This is a genomic window from Nocardiopsis listeri NBRC 13360, from assembly GCF_001570765.1.
Lineage (GTDB): Bacteria > Actinomycetota > Actinomycetes > Streptosporangiales > Streptosporangiaceae > Nocardiopsis > Nocardiopsis listeri.
This window is the reverse complement of sequence record NZ_BCSH01000063.1, coordinates 33,138-49,179: the sequence shown is the minus strand read 5'-3', so window position 1 is coordinate 49,179 and position 16,042 is coordinate 33,138. Positions and strand designations below refer to the sequence as shown.

At 68.1% G+C, this 16,042-nt stretch carries 13 protein-coding genes; 4 read left to right on the top strand and 9 right to left on the bottom strand.

What is annotated here, in order from left to right; translation table 11 throughout:
- The first annotated feature begins 286 nt into the window (after positions 1 to 286).
- Positions 287 to 1,579 (top strand): tRNA uracil 4-sulfurtransferase ThiI, encoded by a 1,293-nt coding sequence (gene thiI / locus NLI01S_RS19240; RefSeq protein ID WP_067606594.1) that lies wholly within the window; start codon positions 287 to 289, stop codon positions 1,577 to 1,579.
- 126 nt (positions 1,580 to 1,705) lie between these two features.
- Here the strand turns inward: thiI and aroF are convergent, their stop codons facing one another.
- Positions 1,706 to 2,752 carry a 3-deoxy-7-phosphoheptulonate synthase gene (aroF, locus tag NLI01S_RS19235; protein WP_067606592.1) on the bottom strand — a complete coding sequence of 349 codons (1,047 nt, stop codon included), beginning with the start codon at positions 2,750 to 2,752 and terminating at the stop codon, positions 1,706 to 1,708.
- Between the two features lie 371 nt (positions 2,753 to 3,123).
- On the opposite strand from aroF, the gene NLI01S_RS19230 reads away from it, so the two are divergent.
- Positions 3,124 to 3,756, top strand: coding sequence for a molybdopterin-dependent oxidoreductase (locus NLI01S_RS19230; RefSeq protein ID WP_190318527.1), 633 nt, complete (start codon positions 3,124 to 3,126; stop codon positions 3,754 to 3,756).
- A gap of 31 nt (positions 3,757 to 3,787) precedes the next feature.
- Here NLI01S_RS19230 and macS read toward each other — a convergent pair whose 3' ends face one another.
- Genes macS through NLI01S_RS19215 form a run of 3 tightly spaced genes read right to left on the bottom strand, consistent with a single transcriptional unit; the run spans position 3,788 to position 6,621 of the window.
- Positions 3,788 to 4,879 (bottom strand): MacS family sensor histidine kinase, encoded by a 1,092-nt coding sequence (macS, locus tag NLI01S_RS19225; RefSeq protein WP_371850622.1) that lies wholly within the window; start codon positions 4,877 to 4,879, stop codon positions 3,788 to 3,790.
- A gap of 57 nt (positions 4,880 to 4,936) precedes the next feature.
- Positions 4,937 to 5,827, bottom strand: a complete 891-nt coding sequence (locus tag NLI01S_RS19220) for a hypothetical protein (protein WP_067606588.1) — start codon at positions 5,825 to 5,827, stop codon at positions 4,937 to 4,939.
- Entirely contained in the window at positions 5,824 to 6,621 is a 798-nt protein-coding gene (locus NLI01S_RS19215) for an alpha/beta hydrolase (protein ID WP_067606586.1), read from the bottom strand. The genes NLI01S_RS19220 and NLI01S_RS19215 overlap by 4 nt, the downstream gene beginning before the upstream one ends.
- 415 nt (positions 6,622 to 7,036) lie before the next feature.
- Between NLI01S_RS19215 and NLI01S_RS19210 the strand changes: the two genes are divergently transcribed.
- The gene (locus tag NLI01S_RS19210; RefSeq protein ID WP_067606584.1) at positions 7,037 to 7,858 is read left to right on the top strand and encodes a lysophospholipid acyltransferase family protein; all 822 of its coding nucleotides are present in this window, start codon (positions 7,037 to 7,039) and stop codon (positions 7,856 to 7,858) included.
- Between the two features lie 132 nt (positions 7,859 to 7,990).
- On the opposite strand, the gene NLI01S_RS19205 is transcribed toward NLI01S_RS19210, so the two are convergent.
- On the bottom strand, positions 7,991 to 8,938 hold the full coding sequence (locus tag NLI01S_RS19205) for an ROK family glucokinase (protein WP_067606582.1): 948 nt from the start codon (positions 8,936 to 8,938) through the stop codon (positions 7,991 to 7,993).
- Between the two features lie 129 nt (positions 8,939 to 9,067).
- Positions 9,068 to 9,547: a hypothetical protein gene (locus NLI01S_RS19200; protein ID WP_067606580.1), complete on the bottom strand. Its 480-nt coding sequence runs from the start codon at positions 9,545 to 9,547 to the stop codon at positions 9,068 to 9,070.
- A 489-nt stretch (positions 9,548 to 10,036) separates the two neighbouring features.
- Between NLI01S_RS19200 and NLI01S_RS19195 the strand changes: the two genes are divergently transcribed.
- A complete protein-coding gene (locus tag NLI01S_RS19195; RefSeq protein ID WP_067606578.1) occupies positions 10,037 to 11,845 on the top strand; it encodes an AMP-dependent synthetase/ligase in 1,809 nt (602 codons plus the stop codon).
- A gap of 457 nt (positions 11,846 to 12,302) precedes the next feature.
- Here NLI01S_RS19195 and qcrB read toward each other — a convergent pair whose 3' ends face one another.
- Genes qcrB through qcrC form a run of 3 tightly spaced genes read right to left on the bottom strand, consistent with a single transcriptional unit; the run spans position 12,303 to position 16,032 of the window.
- Positions 12,303 to 13,955 (bottom strand): cytochrome bc1 complex cytochrome b subunit, encoded by a 1,653-nt coding sequence (gene qcrB / locus NLI01S_RS19190; protein WP_067606576.1) that lies wholly within the window; start codon positions 13,953 to 13,955, stop codon positions 12,303 to 12,305.
- A gap of 3 nt (positions 13,956 to 13,958) precedes the next feature.
- Positions 13,959 to 15,089 (bottom strand): cytochrome bc1 complex Rieske iron-sulfur subunit, encoded by a 1,131-nt coding sequence (qcrA, locus tag NLI01S_RS19185; RefSeq protein ID WP_067606574.1) that lies wholly within the window; start codon positions 15,087 to 15,089, stop codon positions 13,959 to 13,961.
- The gene (qcrC, locus tag NLI01S_RS19180) at positions 15,082 to 16,032 is read right to left on the bottom strand and encodes a cytochrome bc1 complex diheme cytochrome c subunit (RefSeq protein WP_084392721.1); all 951 of its coding nucleotides are present in this window, start codon (positions 16,030 to 16,032) and stop codon (positions 15,082 to 15,084) included. Before qcrC ends, qcrA begins: the two co-directional genes overlap by 8 nt.
- Between the last annotated feature and the right edge of the window lie 10 nt (positions 16,033 to 16,042).

The window sequence follows — 16,042 nt, the reverse complement described above, 5'->3', positions numbered from 1 at the left end:
CCCCGGGTTTCCAGAGAACAGAGCCTGACGGCGCCCGAACGGCAACCCCTGCCGCTGAGCGCCTCCGCTAGCGCTTCGGCGTGTTCGAGCGCTTGCGCCGGCGTTCCACGGCCCCTTCCACACCGGGAGGGGCCGTTCGCGTGTCCGGCGACCGGTCCGGGAATGTACCGAGCGCTCCTTGGATTGTTCGATACTGGAAGACAACGGTGGGCACGCCCGGTCCCACCACCCACCCCCTCCCGCCTCACCGGGCACGAAGGCATCATCTTTTCCGGAGGTAAGCACCATGTCCGCGTCGCTGGAGTCCGCGCCGATCCCCGCAACCGAGGTCGGAGCCGACGCCGGGCTCGGCGAGCTCTGCGTGCTGATGAAGCTCGGAGAGATCGTCCTCAAGGGTTCCAACCGCAAGCTGTTCGAGCGCCGGCTGCACAACAACATCCGTTCCTCGGTCCGCGACCTGGGCGACATCCGTCTCTCCCAGCGCGGCGCCGGCGTGATCATCGTGCGCAAGCCCGAGGCGTCGGACCTGGAGATCGCCGAGATCGCCGACCGCATGGCCAACGTCATGGGCGTGGTGTGGGTGCACCTGGTGCGCCGGGTCCGCAAGGACCTCGACGCCATCGTGGACCTGTCCGTGCGTTCCATGGCCGACCGCGAGGGCACCTTCGCGGTGCGCGCCCGCCGCCGGGACAAGCGTTTCGAGATGAACTCCGGTGAGCTGGCCGGCTTCCTCGGTTCCAAGATCATCGAGGCGCACGGCTACAAGGTGAACCTCAAGCGTCCCGACAACACCCTGTACGTGGAGATCGACAAGGACGAGGCGTTCGTCTTCACCGACGGCGTCCCCGGCCAGGGCGGTCTGCCCGCCGGGATGAGCGGTCGTGGCCTGGTCCTGATGTCGGGCGGCATCGACTCGCCCGTGGCCGCGCACCGGATGATCCGACGCGGGCTGAAGGTCGACTTCCTGCACTTCTCCGGGATGCCCTTCACCGGCCCCGAGTCGATCTACAAGGCCTACAGCCTGGTCCGGCAGATCGACCGCTACCAGGTGGGTTCGCGCCTGTTCGTGGTGCCCTTCGGCAAGGCTCAGCAGCAGCTGAAGAGCTCGGGCATCGAGCGCCTGCAGATCGTCGCCCAGCGGCGGCTGATGCTCAAGACCGCCGAGGCCCTGGCCGACGACCTGGGTGCGGAGTGCTTGATCACCGGCGACGCCCTGGGACAGGTCTCCAGCCAGACGATGACCAACCTGACCGCGCTGGACGACGCGGTGGACATGCCGATCCTGCGGCCGCTCATCGGCATGGACAAGACCGAGATCATGGACCAGGCCCGCAAGATCGGGACACTGGCCATCTCGGAGCTGCCCGACGAGGACTGCTGCACGATGCTGACCCCGCGTCAGGTGGAGACCGCCGCCAAGATCGCCGACCTGCGCACGATCGAGAAGCGGATGGACGCCGAGGAGCTCGCCGAGTACCTGTTGACCACCGCTCAGGTGCACAAGCCCAGCTTCCTGGGCGACGCGGCGCCCAGGAAGGGCGTCGTGCCGGCCGCGGCCACCGCCGTGCCCGCCCTCTGACCGACCGACCACGAAGGGAGCGGTGCCCCGAGGGCACCGCTCCCTTCGTTCTGACGCTGCCCACTGCACCACGGAGGGTGCCCGAACGCGCACCGAAGCGTCGGCGCAGGCTCAGAACGAGCAGGGCTACACGTCGGCGAGCTCGCGCGTCGGGGCCGGGGTGAGCGTGCGTCCGCTCAGGGTGGCCAGGGTGCCGGCGACGTCGCGCAGCACGCTCAGGTCCTCCTCCACCAGGGCCTGGGGGCCGTCGCAGAGGGCGGTCTCCGGGTTGGGGTGCACGTCCACGATGACGCCGTCGGCGCCGATGGCGATGGCCGCGCGGGACAGCGGCAGGACCAGGTCGCGCTTGCCACCGGAGTGGGACGGGTCGACGATCACCGGCAGGTGGGTGAGGTTCTGCGCCACCGGGACCGCGCTGATGTCCAGGGTGTTGCGGGTGGCCTTCTCGAAGGTGCGGATGCCGCGCTCGCACAGCACGACGTCGAGGTTGCCGCGCTGGGCGATGTACTCGGCGGCCATCAACCATTCCTCGATGGTGGCGCTCATGCCGCGCTTGAGCAGGACGGGCTTGCCGGCGTCACCGGCGGCCTGCAAAAGCGCGAAGTTCTGCATGTTGCGGGTGCCGATCTGGAGCATGTCCGCGTAGGAGGCGACCAGGTCGACGTCGGCGGCGTCCACGACCTCGGTGACGATCGGCATGCCGGTCTCGTCGCGCACGTCGGAGAGGATCTTCAGGCCCTGCTCGCCCAGTCCCTGGAAGGCGTAGGGGGAGGTGCGGGGCTTGTAGGCGCCACCTCGCAGAAGGGCGGCGCCGGCGGCCTTGGCCATGTGGGCCGCGGCGAGGGTCTGCTCGGGCGTCTCGACCGCGCAGGGACCGGCGATGACGGTCATGTTCTCACCGCCGATCGGCACGCCCCGGACACTGACGACGGTGCGGCTGTCGTGGTTCTCGCGACTGACCAGCTTGTACGGGGCGGAGATGCGCAGTACGTCGCCGACCCCGGGCTTGGCTCGCAGACCCAGGTCCTGGAACCGCTCGACGTCGCCGACCAGACCGATGATCGTCCTGCTGACACCGCGGGTCACGTACGCCTCACCCCCGGAGGAGGTGACCAGCTCGACGAGTGCGTCGATGTTGTCGGCGGTGGCGTCCGGTGCCATAACGATGACCATGTGGGTTGTCCCTGTTCGTCGGTTGGGCGGCAGTGCCGCTGAGTCGTCTCGCCTGGCCGGTCCGGTCCGGTGGAACGCAAAGGAGCCCCGGGCCTTTTCCGGCCCGGGGCTCCTCGTGAGTCGTCTGTGTCAGCGCAGGGCTTTACAGGCGACCGGGGAGATGGGCCGGTAGCCATAAAAGCGCCAAAAGTTCCGCTGCATGGCTGTGACTATAGCGCACGGCCACGGCGGGCGCGCACGTCCGGGGTGAGTGATCTGGCTCTCGTCGGCGCCTGACAGGATGGCAGACGCCGTGCTCCCACATCGGTGTGGAGCGCGTACGGTCCGTCGGCGGACGCCGGCGGGCGAACGAGTCTTGCGGAGGGAACCGAGTGTCCGAGGGGTCGGCGGCCGACGGTACGGGAGACGACCGGGAGGGGTTGCCGCCGGGACAGGCGGTACGCCGCGAACACAAGCCGCTGCACTACGGGCGGGTCCCCTCCTTCCGACCGGGACGGTGGGACTTTCGCGTGTTCGGCGCCACCGAATCGTTGGGCACCTACCGGTGGGACTGGAACGAGTTCTGCGAACTGCCCCGTGCCCGGGAGGTGCGCCACTTCCACTGCGTGATGCGGTTCACCGTCCCGGACGTGCACTGGGGCGGGGTGCGCGCCACCGACCTGGTGCGGCTGGCACCGCCCGCCCCCGAGGCCACCCACGTGATGGCCTGGGGCGAGTACGGCTACAGCGCCAACATGCGCATGGACGATTTCCTGGCCGACGGGGTGCTGCTGACCACCCATCGCGACGGGGCCCCGCTCACCCCGGAACACGGCTTCCCCCTACGCCTGGTGGTGCCGCACCTGTACGGGTGGAAGAGCGTGAAGTGGCTTCGCTCGGTGGAGTACATGGTGGGCGATCGCCGCGGGTTCTGGGAGGACCGCGGCTACCACAACCGGGCCGACCCCTGGGGCGAGGAACGCTTCTCCCACCAGGAGGAACCCGGCGATGGCCCGCCCCTGTGAGTCGGAGCGTCGCGAGCGTCGACTTCCGGTCTCAGGTGGCTGATCGGGGCACACGCATCTCGAACTCGGTGCCCTCCCCGGGCTCGCTGTGGATCTCGGTGCTCCCGCCCAGATCGCGCACGCGTCCGAGGATGGACTGGTCGACCCCCAGACGGCCCTCGGCGCGCGCCCGCTCCAGCCGGTCCGGTGGGATGCCGGGGCCGTCGTCGCGCACGGTCACCACGACCGCGTCGGGTTCGTCCTCCACGAGCACCCAGGCCCGGGTCCCCTCCGGACAGTGCCGTTCGACGTTGTCCAAGGCGGCCGCGACCGCGGCGGTCAGCTCGCGTGCGGTGAGGTCGGGCAGTTCTACGCGGGTGGCGGGCGCGGCGACGGTGACCCGTACCGTCTCCAGGGGACGCAGCAGGTCGCGCAGGTCCAAGGGACCCGCCGCCCCGGCGGGTGCGCCCGGGAGCGCCGCCGGGGCGCCCAGGCCGTCCGCGACCAGGGACCGGAGCCGGACCTCCTGTTCGCCGGCCATCCGCCCCAGATCCGCGGCCTCTCCCCCGATCTCGTCACCGCGCCGTCGCACCAGGGCCAGCACCTGGAGTACCGAGTCGTGGATGGAACGGGCGAGTTGCTCCCGTTCCCGGATGCGCGCCTCCAGGGCGACGGCCTGGGCGAAGCGTTCCTCCGCCTGTTCGGACACCCGCGCCATATAGCCCACGGCCAGGCCGGTCAGCAACAGCAGGACCACGCCCCGGGCGGTGGCCCCGGTGATGGCGGCGTCCATGATCACGCGCAGGGTCAGGTCCGCGATCCCATAGGCGATGGCGACCGTGGCGGCCCCTCGCCGACCCCGGATGACGCTCGCGGCCAAGGCGGCACCGGCGAACCAGTAGGCGCTCAGCGGCGGGGCCTGGGTGAGGTAGAAGGGGGCCGCGGCAGGGGCGGTGGCGAACAGACAGCCGAACGCGACCAGCAGGTCGGCGCACAGGAATCGGGAGGTGCGCCGGGAGGGGACGGCGTAGACCTGGTGGGTGACCACCGTCCAGATCGCCATCACCACCAGGGTGAGCCAGGCGATCCAGGGGCGCTCCAGGTACTCGTGGTTCCGGGCGACCATGACCAGCGCGTGGACCAGGGTGATGGCCCGGTAGAGGGCGAAGGTGCGCCAAAGGGGGACGTCGAAGCCCAGGGCTCAGACCACCGCCCCATCGTCGGGACCGTTGTCGCCCGAGGAACGGGAGTCGGTCATGCGCAGGATCAGCGCCACGAAACTGCCCAGGAACACCAGGACTCCCAGCAGCATCGACCAGTCGGGCAGGGAGATTCCCAGGAAGGCGGCGCCGAAAAGCAGCACCGGCACACCCAGGAGGCCGAACCAGGCGGCGATACCGACCCGGTCCCCCTGGATCAGTGGGGAGGGCGGTGGGGGTTCGTAGTGGCCCTCCCGCTCGGCCTCCGCCCGGCGCCGGTCCTCCTCACGGGCCTCATCGTCGTCCTCGGTCTCGCGGGATAGGTCGGCGAGGATGTCACCGAGTTCGGTGTCGCGCTCGTCGGGTGCGTCGAGGTTCTCCGCGTCCGGCCAGGCGATCCGATCACGCTGTTCACCGGCGGACTCGTCCTCGTCGTAGAAACGGGCGACCAGGTCGTTCCAGACCGCGTCGTCGTCGGAGCGCCCGGTCCCGTCGGCCAGGTCGGTCGCGGGGCCGTCAAGGAGATCGCCGCCGATCGGAGGTTCGGGGCCCTCCTTGGCGGCGGAGGCCTCCGGGCCGGGTTCGTCCTCCCCCTCGGTACGGGGGTCGGAGCGCGGTGCGAGCAGGTCGGTGCCGGTCAGGTCGGGCAACTCGGAGCCCAATACTTCCGCGGCGGCGCCTCGTTCCTCGGCGTCGACGTACAGATGGTCCGTCGGTGGGTCCTCGACCTGGCCACCGGTGGGCTCCAGGACGTCCTCCGCCAAGGGGATCGCGTAGGCCGCGATGCCACTGCGCCGGAGTGCCTCCAGCATGAGGTCGGCGTGGGACGGCGCGAGGAGGATCAAAGGGACGTAGGCGTCGGCGAGCAGGCCGTTGCCCCGACGTTGCGTCATCGGTCGGCTCCTTCCTCGCTTCTACTGAGCTCTCGCACGAAGGCGAGGCTGCCCTCGAAGATGGTGGCGGCGTCATGGTCGAGGGTCGCCACGTGGTAGCTGTCGTGGAGCAGGTGGATCGTCAGCCGGGTGTTGATCGCTCTCCTGGCGAGGATACGCAGACTCTCCGGTCCCACGACGTGGTCCTGTGCGCTGCGGTAGGCCAGGATCGGCGCGCGCAAACCGGACATGCCGCCCTGAACCTCGCGCCACAGCTTCGGGAGTGTCGCGGCGGCCGCGGTGGGGACCCGGTCGTATCCGCCCTCACCGGCCGGTTCGAGGGCGACGTCGCTGCCGACCCCGGGGGTGGAGGGCAGGAAGCGGGCCGCGAGGTGACGGATGGGCGCGATGAACGGGAGTCGGTGATCCTCCACCGTCAGGGACGGGTTGACCAGCACGACGCCCCTCACCACGTCGGGGTTCTCCTGGGCCAGGCGCAGGCTGAGGGCCCCGCCCATGGACAATCCCATGACGTACACCTCCTCGCACCGCGCGGAGAGGTCGAGGAGCGCCGCCTCCACGGCGGCGTACCAGTCGTCGCTTCCGGTGGTGGCCATGTCCTGCCAGGTGGTGCCGTGGCCGGGCAGGCGGGGCAGTTCTACGGTGAGTCCGGACTCGGCCAGGTACTCGGCCCAGGGGCGCATCGAGTAGGGCGAGCCGGTGAACCCGTGGCAGAGCAGCACACCAGTGCGGGACCCGACGTGACTGTAGGGGTCCGCCCCCGGGATGAGGGGATGGGTGCTGGTCGGTCTCACTGGGCGTCTCCCGGGGATCGTGCGGCAGGGGGATCGGGATGGTGGACTCCCCAGCCGTGAGGCTAGTCGCTCGGACGAGCGTTTGTCATCGAGTGCACGGTAACGTTCCCTTGCCCGAACCATGCGTGGGCCGGGCGTGTTCCCGGGTTCGCGTGTTCCCGTGGCGTGGGTCGGCCCCCGACCGAGCCCGACCGGTGAGTATCCTCGATTGTGCCCCGCGGTACGGCCCCTCCCCACGACGGACACCGGCGTCCGGTTCCGGACACGTTGGTGGTCACTCGTGCGTGGTGGGAGGATGACCCGAGTCAACCTCCCTCGTCGCCGTGTGGGGTGTTCGTTGTCGGCCGAGCGGGACAGTGAGACGTGGCAGACCCTGCCCCAATGCTCCCCGCGTGTGCAGGGGTGATCTGAAGCGATGTTCTATTGGGTGGTAAAGGCGATCCTGGGGCCGGTCCTGGCCGTGTTGTGGCAGCCCCGCGCCGAGGGCGTGGAGAACGTGCCCAGACGGGGCCCGGCCATCATGGTCAGCAACCACCTCTCGTTCTCCGACCATTTCTTCGGGCCCTTGCCACTGCCCCGTAAGATCACCTTCCTCGCCAAGGCCGAGTACTTCACCGGCACCGGCGTGAAGGGGTTCGTCAGCAAGGCGTTCTTCACCGGCGTGGGCCAGATCCCGATCGACCGGTCCGGCGGCAAGGCCAGCGAGGCGGCGCTGCGCACCGGTCTGCGCGTACTCAAGCGCGGTGACCTGCTCGGCATCTACCCCGAGGGCACCCGTTCCCCCGACGGCAAGCTCTACCGTGGCCGCACCGGTGTGGCCCGACTGGCGCTGGAGGCCAAGGCCCCGGTCGTCCCGATGGCCATGATCAACCTGGACAAGATCATGCCCCCCGGCCGCACCGTCCCCAAGCTGGGTGTGCGCCCCAAGGTCGTGTTCGGTGAGCCGCTCGACTTCTCCCGCTACTACGGGATGGAGAAGGACCAGCGGGTCCTGCGCGCGATCACCGACGAGATCATGTACGCGCTCATGGAGCTGTCCGGCCAGGAATACGTGGACCGCTACGCCCAGTCGGTCAAGAACGAGCTGGAGGCGGAGGCCAAGGAGGCCCGACGCGAGGAGCACGCCGACGCCAGGGACCGTCGACGGTCCCTGCGCACGGAGCGCAAGGCCGAACGCAAGGCCCTCAAGGAGGCCAAGAAGGCGGAGAAGGCGAAGGCAGACCCCGAGAGCGCCTGAGGCTCCGGGCAACGCCCGAGGGGGCCGGTACCGGAGGAGATCACTCCTTCGGTACCGGCCCCCTCACATGTGCCCGACCCGCCGACACCGTGTCGGCGGGTCGGGCGGGTCGGGCGGGTCGGTACGGACCGATCAGTGCCGGGCCAGGTCGCCGGCGCCGACGATGCCGGCGGCACCGCCGAGTTCGGCCACCCGGACCTCGGCCAGGCGACGCCCCGGTCGGCCGGAGACGTGTCGGGCGAAGGACGCCCGGACCGGGTCGAGGATGATGTCGCCCGCGTCGGAGACGCCTCCACCCAGGACGAAGCACTCGGGGTCGAGGATGGCCGCGAGGTCTGCCAGGCCCAGCCCCGCCCACTCCCCCACGGTCCGGAAGCATTCCAAGGCGGCGGCGTCGCCCTCCAACGCGGCCTGGGTGATGCACTCACCGCCGATGCCGTCCACGGTCCCGCCCGCGATCTCGAGCATGCGACGGGCGTGTTCGGGTTCGGTGCGGGCCAGGTCCTGGCCCTCGGCGACCAGCGCACGGCCACTGGCGTACTGTTCCCAGCAGCCGTGGTTGCCGCAGGCGCAGCGGCGTCCGTGCGGCACCATCCGGTAATGCCCCACCTCCGCGGCCACACCGAAGCGTCCGCGGTGCAGTTCTCCCCCGAGGACGAGACCGCCTCCGATCCCGGTTCCCAGGGTGACGCAGACGACGTGGTCGCTGTCGCGGCCGGCGCCGAAGCGGAACTCGGCCCACGCGGCGGCGTTGGCGTCGTTCTCGATGACCACGGGCAGTTCGACCCGTTGTTGGACGCGTTCCTTGAGGGGTTCGTCGCGCAGCCCCAGGTTGACGGCGACCTGAACGGTGGAGCGGTCCTCGTCGACGAAGCCCGCCACACCCACTCCGACCGCCTCGATGGGCGTGTCCGGGATGCGGCCGCGCAGCTCCTCCACCGCCTTGGCGACGGTGTCGGCGAGCTGGCCGGGGTCGTTGGCGGGGGTCGGGTACTTGACCTTGTCCAGGATCTGCCCGTCGTGGTCGACGACACCGGCGGCGACCTTGGTTCCACCGATGTCTACGCCGATGGTCGGCATGGGGGCGGCTCCTTCACACTTTCGCCCAAAACCTGACATAAGTAGCGGGCTTGATGTAATCAGGTTTTCAAATGGTGCAAACCCCTCGATTAAACCAGGCTCCACACGCCGGGAACACCCCGGTGACGACTACGCCTCACCTCGGCTCTCGTCCTCCTCGCCGGCGGAGGGATCGTCGGTCGAGGACTCACGGCGCATCCGCTCGTCACGCGCACGGTCGTCGCGCTCGCGTTCCTCCCTCTGGGCGCGGGCGCGTTCGGCCTCCGCGCGCCCCTGTTCCAGGCCGCGCTCGACCACGCCCCAGGTCCGCCCCAGCGCGCCGGCCAGGGACAACCCCGCCCGCCCGAGGTGACCGGCGACCTCCGGGGCGCTCTTGCGCACGATTTCGGCGAGTTCCTCCAACGGAGGGCGTTCCCGTTCGCTCTCCATCCGGATGGCCTCCTCCCACACGTCGCCCTTCGGCTGTGGGTTGGTGACCGCGTTCACGCCGCGCCGCACACCCGCCGCGAGCAGCTTGCGCTGGAGCGTGTCGACCAGCCGCAAGGCATCGTCGATGAGGTCGGGGCCCTCGTTGCGGGAACTGTTCCGTCCGTCGTTGTTCTCGGTCATCTCTGGCGAGCCTCCTGTCGTCCGTGGCATCACGGTAACCGCACGGGGAAGGCGCGCGCGGACCACTCAGGGCAGGTTCAGGGAGGAGTCAGGGATGACTCGGGGCCCCGACCACGTTGGGAGGAATCGGAAGGGGCACACGCCGGCGGAAGCGACGGGTGGCCGAACCGACACAAAGAACTGGTATGTACAGGATGTGCACGAAGGTCACGGCAGGCGATAGTCTCTTGCCCCGCGTGAGGAGCAGCCCTGATCACCCACCTGACCTGCGTACATTCCAGACGGGTGCCGGGCATGGCCTCACACTGGCACCGACGCGGGAAGGGCCGGGAAAGCGACCTGGGCAGTGCCTTCTCCCGCCCCCAGCACGTCAAGCCCGCATCACCGTTGGATACCGAACGACAACCCTTCCTACTCACGAGTAGGATCGTGTTGTTACGGTCGTCACGTCCCCATCCACCACACCCGTACATGTCCAGGAGCAACCACGTGCGCGAATACAGCTCTCCCGCGAAGCCCGAGATCTCCGACGAGGCACGGCTGACCGACACGCTCTTTGCGCGCGCGGCCACCGAGCCGAAGGCCGTCGCCGCCCGCCGTCAAGAGCAGACCGGAGCCGGCCCGTGGCTCGACGTGACCGTCGAGCAACTGCACGATGACATCGTCGGATACGCCAAGGGCCTCATCGGTGCGGGCATCGGGCAGGGAGACCGCGTCGCCCTCATGTCGCGCACCCGCTACGAGTGGACCGCCATCGACTATGCCGTCTGGGCGGTCGGCGCCATCGTCGTACCGATCTACGAGACCTCCTCCGCCGAGCAGGTCCAGTGGATCCTCTCCGACTCCGCGGCCAAGGCCGTCTTCGTGGAGACCGACGCCCACGCCGAGCGCGTCGAGTCCGTCAAGGACCAGACCCCCGAGCTCGCCAACGTGTGGAAGTTCGACGGCGACGACCTGGAGACCCTGCGCTCCGGCGGCTCCGAGGTCAGCGACGAGGACCTGGAGAAGCGTCGCACCTCGGTCAAGGCCGACGACCTCGCCACCCTCATCTACACCTCCGGCACCACCGGCCGGCCCAAGGGCTGTCAGCTGACGCACCGCAACTTCCTCTTCATCGCGCACTCGGCCCTGGAGGGCCCCGCCAAGCCCATCATCAAGGAGCACGAGGGCGTCCCCTCCACGATGCTCTTCCTCCCCTTGGCTCACGTCTTCGCGCGTTTCGTCCAGGTCATGGTCATCGAGGGCAAGGCCGTCCTGGGTCACTACCCCAGCACCGGCCCGGACCTGATCGACGAGTTCTCCGTCTTCAAGCCCACCTTCCTCCTCGCGGTCCCCCGCGTGTTCGAGAAGGTCTTCACCAAGGCCCAGCAGAAGGCCGAGAGCGAGGGCAAGGGCAAGATCTTCAACCTCGCCGCCGACACCGCGATCGAGTACAGCCAGGCGCTGGGCAGGGGCAGCGTGCCGTTCACGCTCAAGCTCAAGCACGGCCTGTTCAAGAAGCTCGTCTACAGCAAGCTGATGGACCGTCTGGGCAACGAGGCCAAGTACGCGGTCTCCGGTGGTTCCGCCCTGGGCGCGCGTCTGGGTCACTTCTTCCGCGGCGCCGGCCTGACCATCGTCGAGGGTTACGGTCTCACCGAGACCACCGCCCCGACCTCGGTCAACAGTCCCGGCTTCAACAAGATCGGCACTGTCGGCCAGCCGATGCCGGGCACCACCATCCGTATCGCCGACGACGGCGAGATCCTGCTCAAGGGCGACCACATCATGGTCGGCTACTGGCAGAACGAGAAGGCCACCGCCGAGGCTTACGAGGACGGCTTCTACCGCACCGGTGACCTGGGTTCCCTGGACGACGACGGGTTCCTGAGCATCACCGGTCGCAAGAAGGAGATCATCGTGACCGCGGGCGGCAAGAACGTCGCCCCGGCCGTCCTGGAGGATCGGATCCGCGCCCACGCCCTGGTCAGCCAGTGCATGGTCGTCGGTGACAACCGCAAGTTCATCGCGGCCCTGGTCACGATCGACCCCGAGTCCTTCCAGCTCTGGAAGGAGCAGAAGAACAAGAGCGGTGAGATCTCCGACCTGACCACGGACGCCGACCTCAACGCGGCGATCCAGGAGGCCGTCGACGACGCCAACAAGGCCGTCTCCAAGGCCGAGGGCATCAAGAAGTTCAAGATCCTGCCGCACGACTTCACCGAAGAGGGCGGCCAGATGACCGCTTCCTTGAAGGTCAAGCGTCACGTGGTCTCCAAGCAGTGGAGCAAGGAGATCGACGACATCTACGCGGGCTAGGCAGTGTTTTTTAGAGCCTCCGCCGGCGCTTCGGCGTGTTCGGGCGCCCCAAAAAGTCAGGAACCTTCGGTGCCTACGGTGTGATCCTCGTTCCTCGGATCCCGCCTACGACACCTCCCCGGGCTTGCAGAAGACAGGGCCTGACGGCGCCCGAACGGGTGACCCCCCGTGGTTCACAAAACAGAACCTGGTCGACGCGTGGGTTCCAATGATCTTCGAGAGGGGGTCGACGCCCGGTCGGGCGTCGACCCCCTCTCTTCGTGCCAGGGGCGGCCGGAAGGCGTGAGAACACCTCCGGGAGGGGACCGGACACGCGCTGGGAACCCGAGGTCGCCTCGACCGGGTTCGAGGACGCAGCGTGCGATACAGCGCCTCGAAGGCGGACGCACAACGCGAAGGACCCGGCCGCGCTCGACGGCCGGGTCCTTCGACTGTTCGGGGCGCACCCCGATGGACCTTAGTGGCCCTTGCCCTCGTTCTCGGCTCCATGGTGCAGGTGGTGCCCGGTGTGGGCCTCCACCCCCTCGAAGGAGACGTTGTCCTTCGTGTACCAGTGGGCCAGCGCGCGACGGAACCTGCCCATGCCCTTGCGGGCGTTGGGGTTCTCCACGCCCTTGTCGTCGGTCTCGGGCTCCTCCAGCGCGGTGGAGGAGATGACCGGCTTGCTCTCCAGCACGTGGGTGGTCTCCGCCGAGCTCTCCTTGTGGACCTCGATGAATTCACCGCTGGGGAGCTGCTGGATGATGCCGCTCTCGTAGCCGTGCTCCAGGGTCTCCCGGTCACGACGTTGCAGACCCAGGCAGATCCTCTTGGTGATGACGTAGCCCAGGACCGGACCCACGAAGATCAGTACACGGAAGATGTACGTGGTCAGGTACAGGTTGATCGAGAACGTCTCCGACAGGATGTCGTTCGAACCGGCGAGCCAGAGCAGGCCGTAGAAGACGATGCCGCCGACGCCCAGAGCCGTACGGGTCGGAGCGTTGCGCGGACGGTCGGCGACGTTGCGGGCACGCTTGTCACCGGTGATCCACTGCTCGATGAACGGCCAGGCTCCGAGCGCACCGAAGAGCAGACCCATGATGCCCAGACCCGGGATCAGCACCGCCGTGACGATGGGATAGCCCTGGCCGATCGGGATCGTGAAGTCGAGCGTGTTCGGGAAGATGCGCAACGAACCCTCCAGGAAGCCCATGTACCAGTCCGGCTGGAGACCGGAGGTGATGGACGTCGGCGTGAAGGGGCCGAACAGGTGGACCGGGTTGATCTGGACGAACGCGCTCAGACCGGCGATCACGGCGAAGGTGAAGAAGAAGAATCCACCCGCCTTGACCGCGAAGGCCGGGAACATGGGTGTTCCGACGACCTTCTTGTCCGTTCGTCCCTGCCCTGGATACTGCGTGTGCTTCTGGTGCCAAAGGATCATGAAGTGCGCCACGATGAGCGCCAGCAGGATCGCCGGGAGCAGCAGCACGTGCAGCATGTACAGACGCGTGATGATGTCCTCGCCGGGGAACTCCCCGCCGAACAGGAACATCGAGATGTAGGAGCCCACCAGCGGGATCGCCAGCATCACGCCCTGGAGGATCCGGATACCCATGCCCGAGGGCAGGTCGTCCGGCAGCGAGTAGCCGAAGAGGCCCTCGACCATGGCCAGGGCGAAGATGGCGACACCGATGAGCCAGTTGATCTCACGCGGCTTGCGGAACGCACCGGTGAAGAACACCCGGAGCATGTGCACCACCAGCGAGGCCACGAAGATCAGGGCGGCCCAGTGGTGGATCTGACGAACGAGGAACCCGCCCCGGACATCGAAGTCGATGTGCAGGGTCGAGGCGAACGCCTCACTCATGGGAACGCCCTGGAGGCGTTCGTAGGAGCCGTCGTAGACGACCTCCAGCATGCTCGGCTTGAACCAGAGCGTGAGGAACACGCCGGTGACGAGCAGGATGATGAACGAGTACAGCGCGATCTCACCCAGCATGAACGACCAGTGGTTCGGGAAGACCTTGCGCAGGTTCTTCTCGCCGGTCTTGGCCAGGTGGAAGCGGTCGTCGATGAAGTTGCCGACGCCGCGCAGCGCCTTGGGTGCTTGCGTGGTCTTACTCATCGACTAGTCCTTGTATTCCCAGAACGTCGGCCCGGTCGGTTCGTTGAAGTCACCCCGGGCGACGAGGTAGCCCTCGTCGTCGACGCCGATGGGCAGCTGCGGCAGCGGCCGGTGGGCCGGGCCGAAGACGACCTTGGCGGCGTCGGTGGCGTCGAACGTGGACTGGTGGCACGGGCACAGGATCCTGTGCGTGGTGCGCTCGTAGAGCGCCGCGGGGCAACCGACGTGAGTGCAGATCTTCGAGTAGGCCACGATGCCCTGGTGGGTCCAGTTCATGTGGGTCTCGTCGCTGCCCTCACGGACGGGGGTGTCCATGCCGGGCTTCCAGTCGTCCTCCGGCACCTTGATGAGCAAGATGACGGACTTGGCCTGGTCGGTGAGGCTCATCCCGTGCGGGTAACCCTCGTCGTCCAGGGCCGGGAGGGCGGAGATCATCCCGTACGGGTCGTTCTCCAGGTCCTCGGCCCTGAGGTGACGGTGGGTGCCCTCGACGTACATGCGCATGCCGTCGGTCCAGCGCGTCTCCTTCATCTTGTCGCCGGGGAGGGGCCCGGTGTCGCGCAGCAGCACGATCGGGGCCAGACCCAGCGGCAACATGGCCAGGATGAGCGTGCGGCGCATCAGCGGACGCTTGGTGAAACCGCTCTCGTCGGCGCTCTTCATGAAGAACTCGCTGAAGGAGCTCTTCTCCTCCTCCTTGGAGGGAAGCTCGTCGTAGGGAGAGGCCACCTCGTAGTGGGGCATCACGTTGCGCGCCCACACCGTCATTCCGGCACCGATGGCGAACATCGCCAGGGTGAGCGTGCCACCCAGGAGCGCGTTCGAGTACTGGCCGATCTGCGGGTCCGCGATCGCCGGCTCCCCCGCCGCGTTCGGCGGGAAGAGGAAGTAGGAGACCAAGAACCCGATACCGCCGAGGAAGGCGACGAGGAACCAGATCGAGGCGACCTTCTCGCCACGACGCTGCTGCTCCTCCGAGCGCTTGTGCGTCTCCGAGGCCAGGTAGGGCCCATTGTGCTCACTGTCGGAGTGAGCCGAAGTCTCGGTCACCACGTCGGTGGTGTCCGTCGGGGTGCCGACGACACGCTCGTCGGCACCGCCCTCGTTGTTGTCGTTGTTGTTTTTCTCAGTCATGGGCACGCTGCTTCGCCGTGATCCAGATGGCGCAGGCGATGATCAAGGACAGACCGATGGTCCATCCGATGAAACCCTCCGCCACCTGGCCGACACGCTCCAGGTCGAAGAAGCCGCCGGCGTTCGGTTCCGCCTGCAGCGTCTTCACGTAGGAGATGAGCTCCTGCTTCTCCTCGGGAGTGATGACGCCATCACTGAACATCGGCATGGCGCCGGGTCCGCTGACCATGGCCTCGTAGATCTCACGCGGAGTCGAGTCATGGAGCTCGGGCGCCCAACGTCCGTCGGTGAGGGCACCGCCGCCACCGGACCAGCTGTGGCAGTGCGCACAGTTGGTCAGGTAGAGCTTCATGCCCATGTCGACGTCTTCGGCGCCTTCGATGTAGGCGTCGTACTCGGTCTCGTAGTCCTCGAGAGCGGTTTCGTAGGACTCTTCGTCCTCGAAGTCCGCACGCTCGGGTGGGGTGCCCGGAACGTCGTAGGGGATCTCGGCCCCTGCGTCGTCGGTCCTGATCGACTCGTTGTAGTAGGCGATCAGGTCGGCCAGATCCTGCTCGGACATGACCATGTCCCTGCGCGGCATCTGGTTGTCGGGGTCCATCGACGGCATACGGCCGGTACTGACCTGGAAGTCGACGGAGGCGGGCCCGACCTCGCGGAGGTCGGGACCGTTGGTCATTTCCCGGTTACCGTCTTCGTCCTCGGCGAAGGTGCCGCTGCCGTCGTAGTTATGGCAGCTCGCACACGTCTGGTCGAAGATGGCCTTGCCGTTGGCCACGTCCACGTCCTCGGGGGACGGGGCCTCGGCCGAGAGCGTCTGCGCACGCGCCTCGTCCGAGGTGGGGGCCAGAGCGGCGAATCCCACCCCGAACAGGGCTAGCGCGAGGATGACGACGGCATACCCCGCCAGGGGATGCCGCCGCCGCGCGGTAATCCATTTCACGGTTTCCCCG